General features: G+C 70.3%; 21 protein-coding genes and 1 pseudogene. 10 read left to right on the top strand and 12 right to left on the bottom strand.

The genetic code is table 11. The features are described from left to right. Positions 1–62: 62 nt before the first annotated feature. Together Apa02nite_RS39150 and Apa02nite_RS39145 are read right to left on the bottom strand one after the other, a co-directional pair. The gene (locus tag Apa02nite_RS39150) at positions 63–818 is read right to left on the bottom strand and encodes a hypothetical protein (RefSeq protein ID WP_203829551.1); all 756 of its coding nucleotides are present in this window, start codon (positions 816–818) and stop codon (positions 63–65) included. Positions 819–1115: 297 nt separating this feature from the next. Continuing rightward, on the bottom strand, positions 1116–2114 hold the full coding sequence (locus Apa02nite_RS39145; protein ID WP_203829550.1) for an alpha/beta hydrolase: 999 nt from the start codon (positions 2112–2114) through the stop codon (positions 1116–1118). 127 nt (positions 2115–2241) lie between these two features. Here Apa02nite_RS39145 and Apa02nite_RS39140 point away from each other — a divergent pair, with 127 nt between their 5' ends. From Apa02nite_RS39140 to Apa02nite_RS39130, 3 genes are all read left to right on the top strand, one after another. Next, positions 2242–2847: a TetR/AcrR family transcriptional regulator gene (locus Apa02nite_RS39140; RefSeq protein ID WP_203829549.1), complete on the top strand. Its 606-nt coding sequence runs from the start codon at positions 2242–2244 to the stop codon at positions 2845–2847. A gap of 618 nt (positions 2848–3465) precedes the next feature. Beyond that, positions 3466–3687, top strand: coding sequence for a type II toxin-antitoxin system VapB family antitoxin (locus tag Apa02nite_RS39135; RefSeq protein ID WP_239164851.1), 222 nt, complete (start codon positions 3466–3468; stop codon positions 3685–3687). Beyond that, entirely contained in the window at positions 3684–4097 is a 414-nt protein-coding gene (locus Apa02nite_RS39130; protein ID WP_203829548.1) for a PIN domain-containing protein, read from the top strand. Before Apa02nite_RS39135 ends, Apa02nite_RS39130 begins: the two co-directional genes overlap by 4 nt. Positions 4098–4979: 882 nt before the next feature. On the opposite strand, the gene Apa02nite_RS39125 is transcribed toward Apa02nite_RS39130, so the two are convergent. From Apa02nite_RS39125 to Apa02nite_RS39115, 3 genes are read right to left on the bottom strand one after another with little or no spacing between them, the layout of a single operon-like run. After that, positions 4980–5282 carry a type II toxin-antitoxin system PemK/MazF family toxin gene (locus tag Apa02nite_RS39125; protein WP_203829547.1) on the bottom strand — a complete coding sequence of 101 codons (303 nt, stop codon included), beginning with the start codon at positions 5280–5282 and terminating at the stop codon, positions 4980–4982. Beyond that, positions 5279–5512: a hypothetical protein gene (locus Apa02nite_RS39120; RefSeq protein ID WP_203829546.1), complete on the bottom strand. Its 234-nt coding sequence runs from the start codon at positions 5510–5512 to the stop codon at positions 5279–5281. Before Apa02nite_RS39120 ends, Apa02nite_RS39125 begins: the two co-directional genes overlap by 4 nt. A gap of 58 nt (positions 5513–5570) precedes the next feature. Then, on the bottom strand, positions 5571–5807 hold the full coding sequence (locus Apa02nite_RS39115; protein WP_203829545.1) for a hypothetical protein: 237 nt from the start codon (positions 5805–5807) through the stop codon (positions 5571–5573). Positions 5808–6177: 370 nt separating this feature from the next. Between Apa02nite_RS39115 and Apa02nite_RS39110 the strand changes: the two genes are divergently transcribed. Together Apa02nite_RS39110 and Apa02nite_RS39105 are read left to right on the top strand one after the other, a co-directional pair. Further along, a complete protein-coding gene (locus Apa02nite_RS39110) occupies positions 6178–7053 on the top strand; it encodes a helix-turn-helix domain-containing protein (RefSeq protein ID WP_232344169.1) in 876 nt (291 codons plus the stop codon). A gap of 16 nt (positions 7054–7069) precedes the next feature. Further along, positions 7070–7267, top strand: a complete 198-nt coding sequence (locus tag Apa02nite_RS39105; protein WP_067691322.1) for a DUF397 domain-containing protein — start codon at positions 7070–7072, stop codon at positions 7265–7267. 17 nt (positions 7268–7284) lie between these two features. On the opposite strand, the gene Apa02nite_RS39100 is transcribed toward Apa02nite_RS39105, so the two are convergent. After that, positions 7285–8112, bottom strand: coding sequence for an NAD-dependent epimerase/dehydratase family protein (locus Apa02nite_RS39100; RefSeq protein WP_203829544.1), 828 nt, complete (start codon positions 8110–8112; stop codon positions 7285–7287). Positions 8113–8168: 56 nt separating this feature from the next. Between Apa02nite_RS39100 and Apa02nite_RS39095 the strand changes: the two genes are divergently transcribed. The 3 genes and pseudogenes from Apa02nite_RS39095 to Apa02nite_RS51465 form a co-directional block, all read left to right on the top strand. Then, positions 8169–9137, top strand: a complete 969-nt coding sequence (locus Apa02nite_RS39095; RefSeq protein WP_203829543.1) for a 2-hydroxy-3-oxopropionate reductase — start codon at positions 8169–8171, stop codon at positions 9135–9137. Further along, entirely contained in the window at positions 9134–10147 is a 1014-nt protein-coding gene (locus Apa02nite_RS39090) for an HpcH/HpaI aldolase family protein (protein ID WP_203829542.1), read from the top strand. Before Apa02nite_RS39095 ends, Apa02nite_RS39090 begins: the two co-directional genes overlap by 4 nt. A 47-nt stretch (positions 10148–10194) precedes the next feature. Further along, a pseudogene (locus Apa02nite_RS51465) lies at positions 10195–10494 on the top strand (thiamine pyrophosphate-binding protein); the annotation flags it as partial. A gap of 92 nt (positions 10495–10586) precedes the next feature. Here the strand turns inward: Apa02nite_RS51465 and Apa02nite_RS51460 are convergent. Then, complete coding sequence (locus tag Apa02nite_RS51460) at positions 10587–10739, bottom strand: hypothetical protein (protein ID WP_239164849.1); 153 nt, start codon at positions 10737–10739, stop codon at positions 10587–10589. A 122-nt stretch (positions 10740–10861) separates the two neighbouring features. On the opposite strand from Apa02nite_RS51460, the gene Apa02nite_RS51455 reads away from it, so the two are divergent. Further along, a complete protein-coding gene (locus tag Apa02nite_RS51455) occupies positions 10862–11941 on the top strand; it encodes a thiamine pyrophosphate-dependent enzyme (protein ID WP_239164848.1) in 1080 nt (359 codons plus the stop codon). A gap of 115 nt (positions 11942–12056) precedes the next feature. Here Apa02nite_RS51455 and Apa02nite_RS39080 read toward each other — a convergent pair whose 3' ends face one another. The 5 genes from Apa02nite_RS39080 to Apa02nite_RS39060 all read right to left on the bottom strand — a co-directional run bounded on the left by Apa02nite_RS39080 (position 12057) and on the right by Apa02nite_RS39060 (position 17510). Next, a complete protein-coding gene (locus Apa02nite_RS39080; protein ID WP_203829541.1) occupies positions 12057–12665 on the bottom strand; it encodes a sensor domain-containing protein in 609 nt (202 codons plus the stop codon). 2 nt (positions 12666–12667) lie between these two features. Beyond that, positions 12668–14569 (bottom strand): M48 family metalloprotease, encoded by a 1902-nt coding sequence (locus Apa02nite_RS39075; protein WP_203829540.1) that lies wholly within the window; start codon positions 14567–14569, stop codon positions 12668–12670. Beyond that, complete coding sequence (locus tag Apa02nite_RS39070; protein WP_203829539.1) at positions 14566–15030, bottom strand: hypothetical protein; 465 nt, start codon at positions 15028–15030, stop codon at positions 14566–14568. The genes Apa02nite_RS39075 and Apa02nite_RS39070 overlap by 4 nt, the downstream gene beginning before the upstream one ends. Before the next feature lie 143 nt (positions 15031–15173). After that, the gene (locus Apa02nite_RS39065; RefSeq protein ID WP_203829538.1) at positions 15174–16322 is read right to left on the bottom strand and encodes an RCC1 domain-containing protein; all 1149 of its coding nucleotides are present in this window, start codon (positions 16320–16322) and stop codon (positions 15174–15176) included. 144 nt (positions 16323–16466) lie between these two features. Further along, a complete protein-coding gene (locus Apa02nite_RS39060; RefSeq protein WP_239164847.1) occupies positions 16467–17510 on the bottom strand; it encodes a glycoside hydrolase family 43 protein in 1044 nt (347 codons plus the stop codon). Between the two features lie 221 nt (positions 17511–17731). Between Apa02nite_RS39060 and Apa02nite_RS39055 the strand changes: the two genes are divergently transcribed. Further along, on the top strand, positions 17732–20482 hold the full coding sequence (locus Apa02nite_RS39055; protein ID WP_239164846.1) for a TIM-barrel domain-containing protein: 2751 nt from the start codon (positions 17732–17734) through the stop codon (positions 20480–20482). Positions 20483–20484 lie beyond the last annotated feature (2 nt).

The raw sequence follows: 20484 nt of genomic DNA, 5'->3' as shown, positions 1-20484 counted from the left end.
GGGCAGGGGCCTGACGACTGACTACTCCGCGTAAACGTTCCAAAACGCGGTCAAGAAAGATCTCATCTGCGGGCAAAAAGCAGTTCTTCCAGCGACACCCCGAGCCTTCCAGCAAACTCCGCGAGTATCTCACGCGCAGCCTGATCGGGCGATACGTTCAAGCCGACCCGGCTCATGATCAAACCATCAACGCCTTCCAGATTTTCTCTCGAGATATCAGCCTTCAGCCAACGCATCCATTCAACAATTGTCTGAACTCCATACCGGACCCGACCACCGGCCGCACCCGACGCGACACCGTGCCGGATGATATGAAATGCCGAGCTGAACCGCTCGAGAGGAAAGCTGTGCTCCGCGGTGACGACGTCGAGTTTTTCCAGCTGGTCATATTCGGCCAGGGCTCGGACCAGGTGCGCACGGTCCCGAGATGAGGGGAGCCGGGCACCTACCGCATAGATCAAGACGGTCACACTTGCGGCGTCATCTTCGTCGTCGACTCCGATGCGGACATCAACAGATTGACCCGCCGCACAGACAGGCCACGACAGATAGGGGCGAAGGAAGGTCTCACCTACAGTCAGCAAACCATGCGGCAGCGTTATCTTGACCGAAAGTATCTCGTACGAACTCGGTGGCGCCTCGCCGCGCCAGAACCCGACGCGCACGGGAGCTATTTGCTGCCGACATCGCATGAACAACTGGGTGGCCGCGACAGCCGGCAAATCCTCCAGCGTCGGCTGTTCACCATCCGCCGCCTCGGCCGCACCAATAGTCAACATGCCGTTATCCACCGCGAACTCAAAGGAACAGAGTTTCATCAGGCGGCACCTCTCATGGAGCCAAGTGTTGTCGAGCCGACCTCATCAGGTCTTCATACCTACCCTCAGGATTCCAGATGCCGTGATTACATCCGATCGCCAGCATGCGCTGTACGCCCAGCGATCTTTGGTCGCCACGTTCTTCATGATCGAGGCAAGTCCTATTCCCAGCGCGAGAACCGGTCGTAGCACGCCTCCGCAGGCCCGTACCGGTCGGTTGTCCGGTCTCACCTCGCAGCGTTCTCGATCCGCCACAGGGTCCTGTTGATCATTTGACGGTGATCCCGCCGCCGGCCGCTACCCGACTCGCGCGTCGGCGGCAGGTCGTCCAGCGAGCAGCCGGGCGGTCCAGGTCGCCAATGCGGCGGTAGCGGCCCGGGACAGTGCTGCTTGCGGCATCATGCTGGTGAAGCCGTGGAATCCGCCGGGCCAGACGTGTAGTTCGGTGTCGATTCCGGCGTGCCAGAGTCCGCTGGCGTAGGCCACGGTTTCGTCGCGGAACACTTCGGCGCTGGCACAGTCGATGTAGGTCGGTGGCATGCCGGTCAGGTCGGTGGCACGGGCCGGGGCGGCGTAGATGGACACGTCGTCGCCGCCGCGCCGACCGCCGAGGTAGGCGGTCCAGCCGAAGCGGGTCATGGCGCGGTCGGCGATGCCGACGCCGTCGATCTGGCGGGTCGAGACGGTCGAGTCACTGTCGTCGAGCATCGGGGAGATCAGGATCTGGCCGAACAGTGGTGGCCCTTGCCGGTCACGGGCCAGCAGCGCGGTGCCCGCGGCGAGTCCGCCTCCGGCGCTCTGTCCGACCAGCACGATACGCGCGGGGTCGATGCCCAGTTCGTCGCCGTGGGTGGCGGTCCACAGCAGGCCGGCGTAGCAGTCCTCGACCGGATAGGGGTCGGGGTGCTCAGGGGCGAGTCGGTAGTCGACGCTGACCAGGACGACATCGTCGTGGACAAGCAGCCAGTCGTCGTAGGAGTCGAGGTTGCCGAGGTAGTGGCCGAACATCATGCCGCCGCCGTGCATGGTGTAGAAGCATGTTGCCGGGCCGGTGCGCCCGATACGGCTGATGACCGCCAGGTTGATGGGGGCACCCTGGTAGCCGGGGACGGTCAGGGTGCGGCGTTGCCAACCGTGGGCCTTCAGCCGGTCGTCGAGGGCCTGTTCGGTCAGGTCCAGCGCCCGCATGCGCGGCAGCATGTCGGTGGTCAGGGTGAGCGGGCCGCGTTCGTGCATGGCGGTGAGGAACACCCCGAGTTCGGGGTCGAACGGTGGGCGCGGCAGGACATCAGGCATGGCGGATCTCCTTGCTCGGGTCGAGCCGTATCGGGAGGCGTGCCTCAGCAGTGAACATGCCACTAAGTTAGTTCACTAAGCTTAGTTGCACAACCACTATGCTGACGGCAGCTACGGAAGGGGTCACATGCCACGCACCGATGCCCGCGGGGGACCGCAGACACGTGCGCGAATTTCGCAGATCGCCACCCAGCTGTTCCTTGACCAGGGGTTCGACGCCGTCACCGTGGCCGACGTCGCACGCGCGGCAGGAGTCTCCGCCGTCACCGTGTTCAAGCACTTCCCGCGCAAGGAAGACCTCTTGCTCGACCGGGCCGAGGACGCCATGCAGATGCTGCGCTCAGCGGTCCGCGATCGCCCCGCGGGAACCGATGTGCTGGACTCGCTGGAGGCCTTGACGCTGCGCCTGGCCGGGGACCACCACGGACTGTCGGGCATCGCCGCCGAATCCACCCCGTTCTTCCGCACCGTGGCCGGCTCCACGCCCCTCATCGCACGAGCACGAGAACTGGCCGCTGACCTACAGCACCTGCTGACCGACGAACTCGAACGCGATCCGGGCTTCGACGGCGACAGCACCCTGCTCGCCGCCTTCTTCGTATCCGGCTACACCACGGTGCTGACCGACAACGCGCGCCGCCTCATCGCCGGCGAAGCCCCCACCGAGATAGCCCTGCACCATCGTCAGCGCCTGGGACAGCTCTTCCGCGCGTTACGCAACGCCAATCGCTGAACGGCGAGAACGGGTTCAGGTGGCGGGGGCCGACATCCATGGTCGCGCTCGTTGCCCACGGCGTGAACCACAGGACTGCCTGCGCCCGGCTGGACTTCTCAGTGATGCACTCAGGTGCGGAAATACTCGGCGCCAGCGCCCAGCCGCGACTACGACGTCCACCGCATTGGATCATCGCGGTGGACCTTTTCGCAGCTCAAACTACTCGTGGACCATACGTGGCAGAATCCGAACCGTATTCCCGCAGCTCAGGGCCCCATCGTCACGCTAACGGCCGTGCGTCGACGCATCGCCTGACCCGGGCAGGCGATGGTGATCGACCGAGATCCATGTCGCGGCGGCGACCGCCGCGGACCATCGACTTCCATGATCCACCGATACCCGCCGCCCCGCGCAAGAACAGCAGCGGTGATGCATCCCCGACCCGTCGTGAACGACGTACATCCCATCCGCAGGCTTGTTCCTACCGCCGACGATGCCGGCGCGCTGCCCGTCCGCCTTGAACGAAAGTCGCCGAACTGACTCACAGCCACGCAACAACGCATGAGAGCAGTCATCACGGCCGCGGAATGTTGGTAATGTTTGACGTACCCACACATCACCAACAAGGGGGCGCACGTGGCGATCACTCAAATCGACCTGGATGATGAGGCCCTCGCCGAGGCGATGCGGCTGTCCGGAGCCAAGAGCAAGAAGGAAACGGTCAACCTGGCACTACGCGAGTACGCGGCCCGCCATCGGCGGATCGCGGCGCTCGATCATCACGCGACGGCCGCCCGGGGCTGGGACTACGAAGGCTGGCAGGACCTGCACCGCGCGAGCAAGACGCCAGCAGAGTGATTCAGTATCTGATCGACTCGTCCGCGGTCTGGCGAATCCTACGCGACGATGCGCTCCGCGAGTCCTGGGCCGATGTCATCTCGGACCACGCCATCGGATCGTGCCGCCCGCAGCGCACAGAGTTCCGCCGCTCGGCTCGCGGACTGGACGAGTACGAAGAAATGACCTCGATGTTCGCCGATCTGTATCCGGACGTCGCGGTACCCAAGAGCGCATGGCAATGGGTGGACTCAGCGCAGTACCGCCTGCTTCGAGCCGGCGCGCACCGAGCACTGTCCTGCGTGGATCTTTTGATCTGCGCCTGCGCCGCTGTCGGCGGCCTGACTGTCCTGCATGACGACAACGACTTCATCACCGCAGCTCGACACCTGCCCGACCTGTCCGAACGCCGGGTCCTCAACCCTCCTTGACGCGAAGGACCAGCACCATAGTTGGACCACACGTGACAAAATTCGAGCCGCATGCCCGCAGCTCAAGGCCTAATCGTCACGCTATCGGCCGGCCGGCACCGCACACCCTGACCGTTTCAGCGGCCACTACCCGCCGAAGCGCCGCCGCCCTGGTCCAATCCATCGACAACGGCGCTCCGGCCATGGTCACCCGACCACCACTCGCCGATCATGACGGCAAGCGCGGCGACCGCCTGCTGCCGGTCCTCCTCCGACAGAGGCGCCGCCCTGGGCTCCCTCACCACCACCGATGGCGTACGACGCTTCGCTCCCGGCATACCTGTATCAACGAAGTACCCGCCCGACCAGCGACGAGCACGCTCGCCACCCGCGACCCGACAGGCCCGATCGAACCAGTGACCACTCCGCTGTGAACGTGGTCCGGTCATGCGGCTGACAAGCACAAACACAGCTTCGTCCGGCTCAGCCGCCGTCGCCCGACGCTGCTGAACGCCGTTCGACGCTGTTCGACGATGCTGATTTCGACCCCGCCTGCCCCCTTTCCGATCGTTGGTTTTGGGAGCAGCGCCGCATCGCCCACCCTGCACAGCCCGATTTCATCGTGGCGGTGCTCCCCACCATCGCTGAGGACGGCCTCTGAATAGGGCCGTTCATCCGGGCGACACCGGCACGGCCCGGCGGCAGACCCACAACCTTGGAGACGTACGGATCCGCAAAGTCCGCTGCAGCGCCGGATACACCGCCGGTCACCGGCCTGAAGGAGTAGTCATGAGAGCAGACCTAGTAACCGACCCGCCACCGCGACCCGTGTCAACGAGGTGGTTGATCCAGCGTCTATAGGGTGGGAACTCGCGCCGAGACTGCCACAAGCAGAGGGCTCCCCTACAGGCCCAAATACGTCCGTAGTGCGTCGTCGACCGCTAGCAAGGTGGTGCGGGTCAGTCGGCCTATTCTGGCGCCGAGATTTTCTCGGGTGAGCGGTCGCAAGCGCGTCATGTCGATCGTTCCGCGTGTGGGGTCGCCCGCGGCCAAGGGCACCAACGACGGGGACTTCGGGGTCGGCACGTCGGCACCGAGGATCACCGCGAACGTGGCTCGTTGCGGGTTGTACGGATTCGCGGAGACGACCACGATCCGGGCCCGCATGTTGCCGATCGTGTACTCGTAAACCTCGCCGCGAATCACACCGAGAGGTCCGTCCCGCGGTCGTCAGCGTCCAGAGCGGCGAGGATTGCCTGGTCATCGGAGGAAAGCGACGCTTCCCAGGCCGCGATGACCTGAACGTCGCCGCGAGCGGCCTCGTTGCGGATAGCCCTGTCCAGCCACTGCCCGACGTCCAGATTCTCCGCGTCCGCGCAGGCCTTGGCCAGCGGCATACTGGCCGCATCCAGCGTCAGAGATGTCTCAGCCCTCATACCGCCGAAGATACCGCCCGTCAGCGGTGAACGGCCACGCCGTCGCGCCTGGAGCGGGCTAGCCGGTCCATTTGACGAAGCGTTCGAAGAGCTCGGTGGCCGGGGTCGGCGGGAGGTCGCGGACGGCCTCGTCGAGCATGCTCCACATGAGGATGGCCAGCGGCGTCGCGGCCATCTCGGCCTTCATCGCCTCGCGGGCCGGGTCGCACGGCCACAACTGCTCACACGCGACGCAGTCCCAGGACGGGCGGCCGGGCGTGTGGACCTGCGTGATCACCGCCGTCGGCTGCGCCATCGCTCCGCCTCGGTCACGGGGTGCCGGTTCACCCGGAGAGGCACGCAGCAGGCGGCCGGACCGTTCCCGTCCGGCGTGGGCATGCCCAGCGACTGCGTGACCGGCGGGGACTCCGCGGTCGCCGCGTCGGGGCACGGGAACCAGCGGCAACCGCAGCTACATCGCATGCTCCAGGGCCTGAACCACACCCGCACCGGGTGGTGCTCACGCATCGCTTCTCCTTGCGGGGGATGGGGGACACGAGCCGATCAGCCCACCGTTGCACGGACCCATGAAATCCGCAATATGCGGATTACAGGTCGGCACATTTGCAATTTGCGAATGACTGTCATGTTGCCCGCACGAGGAGCGGACCGGGAGGATGCAGCGTGTGACCCAACGCCAAAGTCCCACCGTCAGGAGGCGACGCCTCGCCCTCACGCTCAAGCAGCTCCGGGCGGGCGCGGGGCTGTCCGCCGCGGACGCGGCGCGCAGTGTGGACCATGACGCGAGCTGGCTGTCGCGGATCGAGAGCGCCGAGGTCCGCCCGCACCCGAACGACGTCCGGGCGCTGCTCGGGGTGTACGGGGTCACCGGCGACCAGGCCGAGGCGGTCATCGCCGTCGCCCGGCAGGCGAAGCAGCGCGGCTGGTGGCAGCGCTACAGCGACGTGCTGCCGGACTGGTTCTCCACCTACGTCGGGATGGAGTCCGAGGCCTCGGTGATCCGCACCTACGAGTGCCAGATGGTCCCCGGGCTGCTGCAGACCGAGGAGTACGCGCGGGCCGCGTTCCAAGGTGCCCCGGTCCCGATGCGCGACGACGAGGTGGAGCGCCAGGTCGCCCTGCGGCTGGAACGGCAGGCCATCCTGAACTCGGACGACCCGCCGCACCTGCGCGTGGTCGTCGACGAGGGCGCGGTGCGCCGGCTGGTGGGCGGCCCCGCGGTGATGAAGCAGCAGCTCGACCGGCTGCTGGAGGCGTCCGAGCAGACCAACGTGCAGATCCTCATGCTGCCGTACGCCGCCGGGGTCGGCTTCGACGGCAGTTTTGTCATCCTGGACTTCCCGCCGCTGCCCGAGCCGTACCCGGACGCGGTGGAAGATCGGATGGTTTACGTCGACACGCTCACCGGCGCCCTATATCTGGAGCGTCCGGGTGAAGTGTCCGCGTATTCTGCGGCATACGAGCAACTGCAGGCGCTGTCGCTGGGACCCAAAGAAACCCGGGCTACTATCAGCAAGATCTTTGCCGATTTGGTTACGTAGAAGGAGGAGTCGGGCGATGGACCTGTCTCGCGCAGCATGGCGCAAGAGCACCCGTTCGGGTTCGTCCGGCAACTGCGTGGAGGTGGCCGGCAACCTGCCCGGCGTCGTCGCCGTGCGGGACTCGAAAGACCCTTCCGGCCCCGCCCTCCTGTTCACCCCCGCCGAGTGGGACGCCTTCCTCGAGGGCACCAAGGCCGGCGAGTTCGACCTCTGACCCGATAAGCGCCCTGGTCAGCCCATGCGCTGACCCAGCGGCCAGTCGCACCACCAGGCGCCGACGCGGTTCAGGTCCGGGTCCACATCGAAGTCCGGTTCGCCGAACTCGGCGATGCGTTCGGCCGCGAACACCTCGGCGTCGTCCTTCGGGAAGTAGCCGAGCGCCTCGCCCTCGGCCAGCGACCACCAGCGCCGCGTGTTGCGGCTGACGCCCCAGATGATCCGGAAGCCGGGGCTGGGCGCGGACAGGCACGCCTCGATCATGCGGGCGCCGTCGTCCGGGGAGAGCCAGGTGGCCAGGCCGCGGTTCTGCGGCGGCGTGGGAAACCACAGACCTATGCGTACGCAGATCAGGTCCAGCCCGAACCGGTCGGCGTAGAGGCTCGCCAGGGACTCGACGGCGGCCTTGCTCCAGCCGTAGAGGGTGTCCGGGCGTGGCGGCAGGCCGGCGGGCAACCCGTCCGGATACGTGGCGACGTCGCGCGGGTGGAAACCGGCCGCGTGTGACGACGAGGCCAGGACGAACCTCGTGATGCCCTGGCGGCGGGCGGCTTCCAGCAGGTGGTAGGTGCCGAGGGCGTTGGCGCGCAGCACCTCGTCCGCGTCGGCCTCCTTGCTCTGCCCGCCGAGGTGCACGATGGCGTCCACCCCCTGGCAGGCGGCGGCGACCGCGTCCGGGTCGGTGAGCGAGCCGAGCACAACCTCCTCGGCGAGTGCCCCGGCACCCTCGATCTCGGACGGCCGGACCAGGTCGAACAGCCGCAGGACCCGCCCGTCGGCGACCAGGCGCGACCGCAGTGATGTGGCGACCTTGCCCGCCCCGCCGGTGACCAGGATGCGCATCGGAGCCCTCCTCCATCTGAGTGGGCGCCGAGCCTAGCATTCATCCTCGTACATAAATGGCACTTGACCCGCCCGTCGCTTCTTCCTATGTTGAGCGGCATCCAACTACACAACACGCATCTACATATGTGGACGAGGTGAGCATGCGGAAGATCGGCTTCATCGGTCTCGGCGTCATGGGCGCACCGATGGCGGACAACCTGGTGAAAGCCGGCTTCGACGTGGCCGGGCACACCCGCCGGCGGGACGGCACCGATCGCCTGGTCACGGTGGGCGGGCGGCGCGCGGTGACGATCGCGGACGCGGTCCGTGGCGCGGACGCGGTGATCACCATGCTGCCCGACTCCCCCGACGTGACCGCGGTGATGCACGGCCCGGACGGGGTGATCCGGCACGCCGCGCCCGGTGCTCTGATCATCGACATGAGCACGGTGAGCCCGGATACCGCGCGGCTGGTCGCCGCCGCGGCCGGCGCCGCCAGTCTGCAGGCGCTGGACGCCCCGGTCTCCGGCGGCGAGCAGGGCGCCGTCGAGGCCACTCTGTCGATCATGGTGGGTGGCGCGACCGGCGCGTTCGAGCGGGCCCGGCCGATCTTCGAGGCGCTGGGCACCACGATCGTGCACGTCGGACCGGTCGGTTCCGGTCAGCTGGTCAAGGCCGCCAACCAGCTCGTCGTGGCCGGCACCATCGAGCTGGTCGCCGAGGCGATCGTGCTGCTCGAGGCGAGCGGGGTGGACGCCGCGCTGGGCCTGGAGGTGCTCGGCGGCGGGCTGGCCGGCAGCACCGTGCTGGCCCGCAAGGGCGCCGCGATGCGGGAACGCCGGTTCGCCCCCGGCTTCCGGGTCGACCTGCACCACAAGGATCTCGGCATCGTGCTCGACGCGGCCCGCACCGCGAAGGTGGCCCTGCCGCTCGGCGAGCTGGTCGCCCAGCTGATGGAGGCGGTCCGCGACCTGGGCCACGGCAGCCTGGACCACGGCGTGCTGCTGCGCGGCGTCGAGCAACTGTCAGGCCGCAACCGATGAGCGCCCGCGACACCAGCGGCCCGGAGGAAAGCGGACCACTGGCGATGAACGGGCTGCGCGACCGGCTCGCCGCCGGAGACACCCTTTTCGGTACGTTCCTGGGGCTGGGCTCGGCGCTCGCCACCGAAGCGTGCGCGGTGGCCGGCTTCGACTGGCTGCTCGTCGACCTCGAGCACGGCGGCGGTGACGAACGTGCCCTGCTGCACCAGCAGCTCGCCGGCGAGGCCCGCCGGATCCCGGTGCTGGCCCGGGTCGAGTCGGCCGAACGGATCCGCACCGGCCGGCTGCTCGACGCCGGGGTGGCCGGCGTGATGTTCCCCCGCCTGGACTCGGTCGGCGACGTCCGCGCGGCCGTCCGCCACCTGCGCTACCCGCCGGAGGGCGACCGCGGCGTCGCCACCTACAACCGGGTGTACGACTTCGGCCTGCGCCCGGACCGCCTGGACACCGCGAACGACGGCGTGGTCGGCATCGTGCAGATCGAGAGCCGCAGCGCGCTGACCGCGACCGCCGAGATCGCCACGGTGCCCGGTGTGGACGTGCTCTTCGTCGGCCCCCGCGACCTCTCCACCGACCTGGGCTGCCCGGGCCGGTTCGACGCGCCGGAGTTCCTGGCCGCTCTCGACCAGGTCCTCGCGGCCGCGAAGGACGCCGGGATCGCCGCCGGGATCCTGGCCGGTGACCAGCTGCAGGCACTGGCCTACACCGCGTTGGGCTTCCGCTTCGTCGGGGTGGGTTCGGACGCGTCCCTGCTGGCCCGGGCCGCCTCCGACGCCGTGCGCCACCTGCGCGGCGACCCGGAGACAAGCGACGGCCCGAAGACAAGCGACGGCCCGGAAACAAACGACGGCCCGAAGACAAACGACGTCCCGAAGACAAGCGGCGTCCCGAAGACAAGCGGCGTCCCGAAGACAAGCGGCGGCCCGGAAACAATCGATGTCCCGGAGACAAGCGGCGGACCAGAAACGAGAGGCGGCCCGGAGGGAAACAGGACCGCTTTGGCGCGATAGGTCAACCAACAGATGACGGACCGGGTCATCGGCGGCAGGCTGGAGGCATGGGAACCACAGTTGCAGACGATCTTGTCAGTTTGCTGGTCCAGGCCGGGGTGACCCGGATCTACGGGCTGGTCGGGGACAGCCTCAACGCCCTCAGCGACGCGGTCCGGCGCAGCGGCGGCGCCGCGAAGGGCGGCCTGGACTGGGTCCACGTGCACAACGAGGAGGCGGCCGCGTTCGCCGCGTCGGCCGACGCGCAGCTGACCGGCAAGCTGGCGGTGTGCGCGGGCAGTTGCGGCCCGGGCAACACCCACCTGATCCAGGGGGTGATGGACGCGCACCGCTCCGGCGCGCCGGTGCTGGCGCTGGCCTCGCACATCGCCAGCAAGCAGGTCGGCTCCGGCTTCTTCCAGGAGACCCGGCCGCAGGAGCTGTTCCAGCAGGCCAGCCACTACTGCGAGACGGTGTCGACGCCGGAGCAGCTGAGCCGCTGCACCCGGCTCGCGGTGCAGAACGCGATCGGCAAGGCCGGTGCGTCGGTGCTGGTGCTGCCGGGTGACGTGCTCGCCGCGGACAGTGCCGGCGAGGCGCTGGAGAGCGCCACGGTCACCACCCGGCCGCTGACCGTGGCCGACCCGGCCGCGATCCACGAGCTGGCCGAGCGGTTGAACGCCGCCGAGCGGGGCGATCTTCGCGGGGATCGGCTGCGCCGGGGCGCGCGACGAGGTGCTCGCGCTGGCCGGGACGTTGCAGGCGCCGGTCGGGCACACGCTGCGCGGCAAGGACGTGCTGCAGCACGACAATCCGTACGACGTCGGGATGACCGGGCTGCTCGGCTACGGCGCCTGCTACCAGGCGCTGCACGAGGCCGATCTGGTGTTGCTGCTGGGAACGGATTTCCCGTACGACGAGTTCCTCCCGCAGCAGAAGACCGTGCAGATCGACATCGACCCGGCGCGGCTGGGCCGGCGCACCCCGCTGGTGCAGGGCCTCGCCGCCGACGTCGGTACGACCCTGCGGGCGGTGCTGCCGCTGCTGCGCGAGCGCACCGACCGGTCGTTCCTGGACACCATGCTGCGCAAGACCGAGCACAGCCTCGAGCACAACGTGGACGCCTACCGTACGGCCACCAAGCAGCAGACCCCGATCCACCCGGAGTACCTGGCCGGACTGCTCGACGAGCTGGCCGCACCGGACGCGGTGTTCACCGTCGACACCGGCATGTGCTGCACCTGGGCCGCCCGGTACCTGACCCCGAACGGACAGCGCCGGATCCTCGGCTCGTTCGTGCACGGCTCGATGGCGAACGCGCTGCCGATGGCGATCGGTGCCCAGATCGCCGCACCGGACCGGCAGGTGATCACGTTCTCCGGCGACGGCGGGCTGGCCATGCTGCTCGGCGAGCTGCTCACCGTCAAGACGCACCGGCTGCCGGTGAAGGTGGTGGTGTTCAACAACTCCAGCCTCGGCATGGTCCGGCTGGAGATGCTGGTGGCCGGCGACCCGCCGTTCGAGACCGACCACGACGAGGTCGACTACGCCGCGATCGCCGCGCCGATGGGTTTCCTGACCCGCCGGGTGACCGACCCGGACGACCTGCGGGCCGCGATCACCGAGGTGCTGGCGCACGACGGGCCGGCGCTGCTCGACGTGGTCACCACCAAGGATGCCCTCGAGGTGCCGTCGCACGTGACGTTCGCCGAGGCGCGCGGCTTCGCCCTGGCCCTGGGCAAGGTCGTGCTGTCCGGCGGCGTCGGTGACGTGCTGCGGCTGGCCAAGGCCAACGTCCGCAACATCCCGACCTGACGGCTCCCGGCTGGTGCTCAGGGGTGCCTCAAAGGCTTCGAGGCACCCCTGAGCACCAGCCGATGCCCGCAGGCGCGCCGCCACCGCACGGGTCCTCACGAGGAGGCGGGGCGGGTCAGTTCGGCGCGGTGGCGCGGTGCTGAGCGGTGGTGACCAGGCGCTCGGTCAGCGCGGCGTCGACCGGCTCCGGGCCGCTGTGCATCAGCAGGATCACCGTGGGGCCGCTGCGCGCGACGACCAGGTTCTCGTGGACCGAGTAGCCCGGGCCCCGCGCCTCGATCGCCGCGCCGACACCGGTCGCCGCCGGGGTGACGGTCACCTGCAACTGCGGGCCGGTGCCGTCACTGAGCAGGTAGGACCGGCAGGAGGCCAGCATCCCGCGGGTCTCGTCGACGAAGCGGCCGGCGGCGCCGTCATCGTCGTACCGAAGAAGGATCTCCTGGATCCGGGCGAACCCGGCGGCGTCGGCGAAGTTGACCCGGGACTCGTGCACGCCCGGTGCGGTCATCGGTTGCAACTCCAGGCGGTTCATCGCGGGTGCGCAGCCGGGCGGCTCCGAGGTGAGTGCGGTGACCGGCAGCGCGGGCGCCTCGGCGAAGCCGGCGGGCAGATCCGAAACGGTCAGCAACGCCGTGGAGGGCGGGCGCACGACCGGGTCCGGCGCGGACCCGGTGCACCCCGCGACGCCCAGCGGAAGAATCAGGAGCAGCCGCAGCACCGACATGGTCAGCTCGCTTTCGGCAGCGGGCCGCCGGCGACGCTGAGCACGCTGTCGCAGCGGGCCAGCATCAGCAGCAGCGCCTGCCCGGAGGAGGCCGGATCGGTCAGGCTCTGCCCGGCCTGGCGCAGCACCGGGTCCTCGGTCCGGGTCAGGTAGCCGCCGACCCACTGCAGGCCGCCGGGTTCGGCCGGGCCCGGCAGCCCCGCCGGACCCAGCCGATGGATCCAGAGGCAGGCATACACCGGGTTGCCGGTGGGTGGCGGCGCGATCGCGTCCCATCGCGCGCCGTCCGCCGGTTGCGGTTCAACACCTTTCCGGTACGACCAGGGCACGACCGCCACCAGCACCAACGCCGACCACAGCCCGGACAGCACGGCGACCCGCACCGCCCGCGCCGTCCGCCCGGCCCCCGCACCCACCCCGAGCAGCGCGAGCATCGCCACGGTCAGCACCACCACGAGCGGCACCACCCGAGCCGGCGTGAGCAGGGTGGCCGCGAGCACGGCCGGCGACCAGCCGGAACTCGCCGCCAGCCGCACCGCGAGCAGCACGATCGCCAGCGGCACACCCAGCAACGCCACCCCGGCCGTCAGCACCCGCACCGGCCGGGCTCCCACCGCTGCTGCCCAGCCCGCCACACCCACCCCGAGCAGCAGCGCCGCCCCGGCGACCACCACGGCGGTGGCCGGAGCGGCCGCGGTCAGATCCAGCTGCGCGGCCCGTCCCCCGGCCGTCGGGAACGCGGCCCACCAGTCGGCCGACGCGCGGGGCGCCAGCTGCGTACCGATCAGCAACCCGCCGCCGAACACCGCACCGAGACCGGCGGCATGCCACCACCGCAGCCCGGCCGGCAGCCCGAGCCCGCCGATCGCCGGCACCGCGGTCAGCAGCGCCGCCACCAGGTACGCGGTCCACGCGTCCCCCGGGAAGGCCAGCTCGACCAGCAGCGCCAGCTCGGTGCCGAGCAGCCCGGCCCCGGCCCCGGCGACCAGCACGCCGGTGACCGCGGGCCGGGACAGCAGCGCGGGCTCGGCCAGCACCGCGAGCCGGCGGCGCGGGCTCGGCGCGATCCGCAGCGGCCCGTGCGTGCCGTTGCCGATCGCCGCGATCAGCGCGGGGGTGCGGTCCGCGCCGACCGGTGCCCGGGCCGCCGGGTCGTCGCGGAACGCCCGGGCGTCCGCCGCGAACTCGCGCGCCCGGTTCGCCGACCGGACGGCGAGCACCAGCATCCCGGTGACCGCCAGCAATCGCCAGGTGAGCTGCGGTGCGACCACCTGGCCCGGACCGGCCAGCCGCCACGCGTCCACCGCGACCGGCACCACGACCACCAGCAGCGACGCGTACCAGCAGGCCATCGTGGCGCCGTACCGGGTGGCGTCGCCGGTGCGGGCGTGCCCGAGCTCGTGGGCCAGCAACGCCGAGTCCAGCGGCGAGCCCTTGATCGCGCTGACCGTCGACTCGAGCGGCACGACCAGCCGGTAGGGCGGCCAGGCCCCGTAGACGAACATCTCGCCGGCGCCGCGGACCTCGGGGCGGGGCGGGCGGCTCAGCCCGGCCGCGGCCGCCCGGGCCCGGATCTCGCGTCCCATCGGACCGTCCGGCGGCAGCGGGCGGTGCCGCCGTAGCCGGATCAGCGCCGGACGACCGAAGTAGATCAGTACGGCCACGGCGAGCAGCACCGCCGGCCCGGCCAGCACGGCCCGGGCTTCGAGGCCGCGGGCCAGGCTCGTGCAGCCGGTGAAGTCGGTGGCGGCGGCGCAGCGCCCGCCGGTCCCGGCGCGCAGGCCGAGGAACCAGTGCCCGGCGAACATCGCGGCGGCCACCGTGCTGAGCCCGACCGTGACGAACCGCGGCACCGACGGGTCGGCGAGCCCGGCGGGTGCGAGCGGCGGCGCCGGCGGGCTCATCGGTCGCCGGGTGGCCGCAGCCGCCGGGTGATCGCGGCGGCGAACTCCTCGGCCGACCGGTCCGGGAAACCACGCAGCTGCGCGGTCTCGAACGCTGTCGTGTACACCTCGGCGAGCTGCTCGTCGGTGAGCTTCTCCGGCACCGGCGCGGACAGCTGCGGCCGCGGCCGCCGCCAGTGCAGCAGGCGGCGGCCGGTGTATCGGAACACGTCCTCGAGCAGCATCTCGGCCAGCTTGCCGCCGGCGAACCCGACCACGAACATGCTCCACGACGCGATCTGGTCGATCGGCACACCCGCCCCGGTCGGATGCCCGTGCCGGCCCGGCTTCGGGACCGCGGGCCAGGGGCGGCGCCGGTACGCGTCCAGCACCGTCCCCAGCTCCGGCAGCTCCCACGGGGCGAGGTCGGTCAGGACCTCCCGGACGACGTCCTCACCGGTCCGCTGCGCCGGCACTCTCATCGCGGCCTCCACAAAGCCATGCCGAGATACAAGCACCTCCGGAAGCCGCGGAAATCAGCTGAGCGCACGGTGCTGCCTGCCGATCAACGGACCGCGAACGAGGGGTGCCCCGCCACGGCGGAGCACCCCGGAGTGACCGGCTGTCAGGCCGGCAGCGGCACCGCCGCCGGGGCCGGGCGCTGCGTGGTGGTGCCGTCGCCCAGCTGGCCGTTCGCGTTGTTGCCCCAGCACCACAGGCTCGCGTCGGTGCGCAGCCCGCAGCTGTGGTAGCCGGTCACGTAGTCACCCGTCCAGGTGGTCGCGTCACCGACCCGGGTCGGCACGTTCCGGCCGGTGGTGGTGCCGTCGCCGAGCTGGCCGGTGCCGTTGTTGCCCCAGCACCACAGGCTGCCGTCGGTACGGCTCGCGCACGCGGTGTTGAAGCCCGCGTCGACGTCCGTCCACGTGGTACCGCTTCCAGCCTGGGCCGGCGCGGTCTGGTAGGTGGTGCCGGCACCCAGCTGGCCGTAGCCGTTGTCGCCCCAGCACCACAGCGTGCCGTCGGAGCGGGTGGCGCAGGCGAACGCGTAGCCGGCGCTCACGCTGGTCCAGGTGGTGCCGGTGCCGACCTGGGCCGGCGGGATGGACGGGGTCAGCCGGCCCAGACCGAGCTGCCCGTCGCCGTTGTCGCCCCAGCACCACAGGGTGCCGGCGGCGCGCAGCCCGCAGGTGTGCGCGAACCCGGTGGTGACGGCGGTCCAGTCGCTGCCGGTGCCGACCCGGGTCGGGGTGGTCGCGTAGTAGACGGCACCGGGGTCGATGCCCAGCTGCCCGAGCCGGTTGAAGCCCCAGCACCACAGGCTGCCGTCGGTACGGGTCGCGCAGGCGTGGCTGTCGCCGGCGCTGACCGTGGCCCAGGTGGTGGCGTCGCCGACCCGGGTCGGGACCTTCCGGCCGGTGGTGGTGCCGTCGCCGAGCTGGCCCCGGCTGTTGGCGCCCCAGCACCACAGACTGCCGTCGGTGCGGACCGCGCAGGTGAAGCTGGTGCCGGCGTCGATGCTGGCCCAGGTGTCGGTGCCGATCCGGACCGGTGCGGTGCGGCTGGTGGTGGTGCCGTCGCCGACCTGCCCGCTGTAGTTGCCGCCCCAGCACCACAGGCTGGCGTCGGTGCGGATCACGCAGGTGTGCGCGTATCCCGCGGCCACGTCGGAGGTGGCCGCGGCGCTCGCGGCGGTCGTTCCGACGAGGATGAATCCGATGACTGTCGCCGCCGTCGCGAGGACGGCTCGCACCACACGCCAAACCTGGCTCATGCCTTGCTCCTTGTGTCGGCCTGGAAGGAGAGAGCGATTGGGAGCGCTCCCAAGACCTGCACGGCATTCATATCATCGACGTTTCCGAATAGCTACCGGAAGATGACCGGACCCGGCACCGGCGCACCGAAAGCCGGGGTAGCCCTACTCGAAGAACTTCAGGCTGTAGCCGGTGTCGGCGGCCGGGCCGGGCACGTTGGCGCGGGAGTAGGTGGTACCGCCCCACCAGCAGAACGTGCCGGTGTACCAGTACCGGTTGTCCCAGGAATACGCCGTCCCCTTGGGCACCGCGTGATACATCAGCGGGAACCGCGGCCCGGCCGGCGGGCTGGTGCCGATGTCGCCGTTGAGCAGCACGAAGCTGTGGTGCCCGGGCCCGTTCGCGTTCACCGTCGGGTCCCAGCCGGCCATCATGGTGGCCCGGTTCGAGCCGAACAGGCAGCCGTTGGACTTGTACCAGTCCCAGACGTAGGTCGGGTCGCCGCCGGCCCGCAACCGCAGGTCCGCGACGCAGTACTGCTCGCTCCAGCTGCCGTTCGTCGAGTACGTGACGTGCAGCCGCCCGTCCGGGTCGCGGATCGCCTCGGGGCCCTCGTTGATGAACGGGTTGCCGACCACCCGCTCCCAGCTCTCCCGGGGCTGCGAGATCACGTACCGCGCGCCGGTCGTCGCGGCCGGGCTGCTCATCCGGGCGATGTAGAGGTTCTGCTCGACGTTCGTGGTGCCGGCCCAGCCGGACCAGACGAACCAGCGCTGGTTACCGAAAATGAACATGGTGCCGTCGATCGCCCACCGGTCGTCGGGCAGCGCCATCCGGGTCGCCCCGGTGTACCCGGCGTCGGCGGTGGCCGAGCTGATCACGTACATCCGGTGGGCCGCGCCGCGCCCTGCGGTGAAGTACACGTAGTAGCGGCCACCGTCGTAGTGCACCTCCGGCGCCCAGACCTCGCCGAGGTTGCCGGTGTCCGACCACACCTGACGGGCGGGCGCGGCGGCCAGAGCGTCCGGCGAGGACGCCTGACGGACCGCGATGCCGCCGTTCAGCGCCTGCACCGCGACGTAGGTGCCGCCGACACGCAGCACGCTCGGGTCGGCGGCGCGCAGGTTCGTGCGGGCGGCGGTGGCCGGAGCAGGCGCCGCCACCAGGGCGAGCAGGCCGGTCAGCACGAGCAGGACGAGCTTTCGCATGGCAGCTCCACGGCGTCGGTCGAACGACGTACGCAAATGTTGAAGTTTGTTGACAATAGAGCGGTCCGGCGCCGGCGGGCAAGACCGAGAGCGCTCTCTGCGATCGGTCTTGATCCATTGACGTGATTACCGGTGGATGACAGCGTGGTGATCAACAAGTTTCGCCCGCTACCGAAAGGGAGCGTCTGGTGCGCCCACTCGTCCGACGCAGAGTTGCCGCCGTGGCCGCTCTGGCTCTGATCACCAGCGGTCTGGCGGCGACCTCGCCGGCCCAGGCCACCGCGAAGAAACCGCCCGCCGTGATCTCCGGCAACGCCCGCTTCCAGGTCCTGTCCCCCACGCTGATCCGCACCGAATACGCGCCGGGCGGCCGGTTCACCGACGGGGACACGTTCAACGTGATCGGACGCGGCGGCTTCGCGCCGGCGCGCTTCACCCAGCGGATTACGCACGGCTGGCTGACCATCGAGACCGCCGCGGCGACGCTGCGGTACCGGGTCGGTTCCGGTCCGTTCGACAAGGACAACCTTTCGGTACGACTGAAGACCGGCCGGCAGACCGTCACCGCCGCGCCCTGGGCCGGCCTGGGCGCCCCGGACTGCGCGCCCGGAACCCTGTGCGAGGCCGAAGCGCTGTCCCTGAACGGCCTGAGCTCGGCCACCGATCACCGCGACTGGACCGGCCAGGGCTTCGTGGCCGGCTTCGAGGGCACCGGCAACGCGCTCACCTTCGCGGCCACTCCCCCGGCCGCCGGCACCCGCCAGCTGACCGTCCGATATGCCAACAGCCAGGGCGGGGACGGCCAGAACGTCGCCCGCACCCTGACCGTCACGGTCGACGGGGTCGCGGCCGGCACCCTGACCCTGCCGCCGACCGCCAACTGGGACACCTGGGGCCTCGCCTCGGTCCCCGTGGAGCTGACCGCCGGGCGGCACGAGATCAGCCTGGTCCGCACGGCCACCGACTCCGGCAACGTGAACGTCGACAGCCTGGCCCTGCTCGCCCCGGGCGCCGCCTATCCGGCGCCCACCCCGCCCGGTCCGCAGGCGTGCGCGTTCGGCGCGGTCTGCGAGGCGGAGACCGGCCTGTTGACCGGCGGGGCGAAACTCGCCGACGACCACAACGGCTACGCCGGCGACGGCTTCCTGGCCGGGCTGGAGAGCACCACGGCGGGCGCCGCCCTCACCGTCACCGGGGTCCCGAAGGCCGGCGACTACCTGGTGCAGCTGCGGTACGCCAACGGGCAGGCCGGCAGCCAGCCGGTGCAGAGCCGCACGATCACCGTGGCGGGCACCGCGCTCGACCTGCCGGCGACCAGCGGTTGGGACTACTGGCGTACAAAATCGGTCTTGGTGTCGTTGCAGGAGGGCACGAACACCGTGACCCTGGGCTGCCCCACCGACCAGAGTTGCCACGTCAACGTGGACACCGTGGCCGTCACCGCGGCTCACTCCCCGCTGCTCGCCCCGCACGCGCCGCTCGGCGGCTACCGGCGTGGCCTGGACGGCGTGAACGGCGGCGCGCGCACCTTCGCCGGCCTGCTCTACCAGGACGGCTGGTCGCTGCTCGACGACTCGGCGTCGGCGCTCTACCGCCCGGCCACCCGCACCGTCACCCCGCGCCCGGCCGCCGGTCAGGACGGTTACGTCTTCGCCTACGGCCAGGACTACCGCCGCGCACTGCGCGAACTGTCCACCCTGACCGGCCCGACCAAGCTGCTGCCCAAGTGGGCCTACGGCGTCTGGTACTCGGAGTACTACGACCGCACGGCCGCCGAGTTCGAGGCGATCGTGGCGCGCTTCAAGTCCGAGGGTGTGCCGCTGGACTCGTTCGTGGTGGACACCGACTTCAAGGCGCCGGACCGGTGGAACGGCTGGGAGATCGACCCGACCCGGATCCCGGACTGGAAGAGTTTCGCCGCCGCGCTGCGCCAGCAGGGTGTGCACACCGGGCTGAACATCCACCCGAGCATCCTCGGCACCGACCCGCACTTCGCCGGCGCGCAGGCGCTCGCCAAGGGCAAACTGCAGAAGACCGGCTGCAACAGTGGTCCGGACTGCTACGTCTTCGACTTCGGTGACGCCGACCAGCTCAAGGCCTACCTGTGGCTGCACGACCAGATGGGCGCCGAGGGCGTCGACTTCTGGTGGCTGGACTGGTGCTGCGACGCGGCCCGCTCCACCCTGGCCGGGGTCACCCCGGACGCGTGGATCAACCAGCAGTACGCCGACCTGACCGGTTTCGCGTTCTCCCGCGCCTACGGCTCGCTGCAGGCCGGCGGCTACGGCAACCCGGGCGCGGTGCCGACCGGGCCGTGGGCCGACAAGCGGACCACGCTGCACTTCACCGGCGACACCATCTCGAACTGGGAGACGCTGCGCTTCGAGGTCGGCTACACGCCGGGTGAGTCGGCGGCGACCGGGCTGGCCGCGGTCAGCCACGACATCGGCGGGCACACCGGCGGGCTCCAGGAGCCGGGCAGCGAACCGGGCAGCACCAAACTGCCCGACGACCTCTACGCCCGGTGGGTCCAGATGGGCACGTTCCAGCCGATCGACCGCCTGCACTCCAACCACAGCGACCGCCTGCCGTGGCAGTACGGCCCGGCCGCGAACGCCTCCGCGAAGAAGTTCCTCACCCTGCGCAAGAAACTGCAGACCTATTCGTACGCGGCGGCAGCCGAGGCGACCCGCACCGGCACGCCGATGGTTCGCGCGATGTACCTGGCCTACCCGGGTGAACAGGACGCGTACGCGACCGCCGGCAGCCAGTACCTCTACGGCCCGGACCTGCTCGTCGCCCCGGTGACCACACCGGGCACGACGGCGACCACCACGGTGTGGTTCCCGCCCGGCACCACCTGGACGGACTACTTCACCGGCAAGCGATACCCGGGCGGGACCACCGCCGAGGTCAGCACCACGCTCGACACCATGCCGGTCTTCGTCCGTTCGGGCGCGAAGCGGCCGTAACA

Origin of the sequence: Actinoplanes palleronii (genome assembly GCF_016862315.1) — a bacterium.
GTDB lineage: Bacteria > Actinomycetota > Actinomycetes > Mycobacteriales > Micromonosporaceae > Actinoplanes > Actinoplanes palleronii.
The sequence above is the reverse complement of the archived record's forward strand: the minus strand, read 5'-3'. Positions and strand labels throughout refer to the sequence as shown.